Raw genomic sequence first — 1,963 nt, forward strand, 5'->3', positions numbered from 1 at the left:
GTGACCGCTCGGTTCGTAGCCGAGTACTCTATCCAGCTGAGCTACGAGTGCATTTGTTGCCGCGCATTATAGGCCGTCTAATCTCTATGTCAAACACTTTTTCTAGTAATTTCAACAACTTACAGAAGAAGCCAGATTACGACGTACTAAGCAAATAATGGCGGAGAACGGGGGATTCGAACCCCCGACACCCTTTTGAGGTGTACTCCCTTAGCAGGGGAGCGCCTTCGGCCACTCGGCCAGCTCTCCGCAACACGGGGCGTATATTAACCAGCTTCTTCCCCGTTTGCAAACATAAAAATCGATAAAAATTAATGGCTTGGTTCTTCGTCCTTCTCTTTCTTTATACGCAGGTAAATTTCCTCACGGTGCACCGCAACCTCTTTCGGAGCGTTGACGCCGATACGCACCTGGTTTCCTTTGACGCCGAGCACGGTCACGGTGATTTCGCCGTCACCGATAATCAGGCTTTCCGCGCACCGACGAGTCAGAATCAGCATACCTTTCTCCTTACGCCATTCATTTCAGGGACAACAGTCTGCAAAAAAAAGGCACCCGACCTACAACCGCAGCGATCGTAGCCCTACATGCCTGAGTATTGACCAGCGCGAGCAAAAGAACAGTTCCGGGGCTCGCGCCATTCAAAAATAAAGGGCGCGGTCAGACCGCGCCCTTCACAGAAGCGGATTACTCGCCCTGACGGGCCGGAGCATCCAGTTCGAAAGCCGTGTGCAGCGCGCGCACAGCCAGTTCCAGGTATTTCTCTTCGATCACTACGGACACCTTGATTTCCGAAGTCGAGATCATCTGGATGTTGATGCTTTCTTTCGCCAGGGATTCGAACATGCGGCTGGCCACGCCTGCGTGGGAACGCATGCCGACGCCGACGATCGAGACCTTGGCGATCTTGGTGTCGCCGACCACTTCACGGGCACCGATCTCGCGAGCGGTGTTTTCCAGCACAGTCTGTGCGGCCTGGTAGTCGTTGCGGTGCACGGTGAAGGTGAAGTCGGTGGTGTTATCGTGCGCGACGTTCTGCACGATCATGTCGACTTCGATGTTCGCGGCACTGATCGGGCCGAGAATCTTGAACGCCACGCCCGGGGTGTCTGGCACGCCACGGATGGTCAGCTTGGCTTCATCGCGGTTGAAAGCGATGCCGGAAATGATCGGCTGTTCCATGGTTTCCTCTTCATCAATAGTAATGAGGGTGCCCGGACCCTCCTTGAAGCTGTGCAGTACGCGCAGCGGAACGTTGTACTTGCCGGCGAATTCCACCGCACGGATCTGCAGCACCTTGGAACCGAGGCTGGCCATTTCCAGCATCTCTTCGAAGGTGATCTTGTCCAGACGCTGAGCAACCGGCACCACACGCGGGTCGGTGGTGTAGACACCGTCGACGTCGGTGTAGATCTGGCATTCATCCGCCTTCAAGGCCGCCGCCAGTGCCACGCCGGTGGTATCGGAACCGCCGCGACCGAGGGTGGTGATGTTGCCGTGCTCGTCGACGCCCTGGAAACCGGCGACAACCACCACACGGCCAGCCTTCAGATCACCGCGAATCTTCTGGTCATCAATCTGCAAGATACGCGCTTTATTGTGCGCACTGTCAGTCAGGATTCGCACCTGATTGCCGGTGTACGACACCGCCGGCACACCGCGCTTGATCAGCGCCATGGCCAACAGGGCAATCGTCACCTGCTCACCGGTGGACACGATCACGTCCAGCTCGCGCGGAACCGGTTGTGCCTCGCCACTGATTTGCTTGGCCAGATCGATCAGACGGTTGGTTTCGCCGCTCATTGCAGACAGCACAACCACCAGGTCATCGCCGGCATCGCGGAATTTCTTAACCTTGTCGGCGACCTGCTCGATTCTCTCGACAGTGCCGACCGAGGTGCCTCCAAATTTCTGTACGATCAAAGCCATTTCAAAGCCGCCTCTGCCCATGAAGGGCGCCCAA

2 protein-coding genes and 1 tRNA gene are annotated in these 1,963 nt (G+C 56.6%); all 3 read right to left on the reverse strand.

Annotation, left to right across the window (positions count from 1 at the left end):
• Positions 1–158 precede the first annotated feature (158 nt).
• Positions 159–249, reverse strand: a tRNA-Ser gene (locus tag D8U70_RS15020).
• A gap of 62 nt (positions 250–311) precedes the next feature.
• Positions 312–500, reverse strand: coding sequence for a carbon storage regulator CsrA (gene csrA / locus D8U70_RS15025; protein ID WP_002554426.1), 189 nt, complete (start codon positions 498–500; stop codon positions 312–314).
• Between the two features lie 187 nt (positions 501–687).
• On the reverse strand, positions 688–1,929 hold the full coding sequence (locus D8U70_RS15030; protein ID WP_016773595.1) for an aspartate kinase: 1,242 nt from the start codon (positions 1,927–1,929) through the stop codon (positions 688–690).
• Positions 1,930–1,963: the final 34 nt, after the last annotated feature.

The sequence above is a fragment of the Pseudomonas sp. Sample_20 genome, from assembly GCF_004307585.1.
Classification (GTDB): Bacteria; Pseudomonadota; Gammaproteobacteria; order Pseudomonadales; family Pseudomonadaceae; genus Aquipseudomonas; species Aquipseudomonas atacamensis.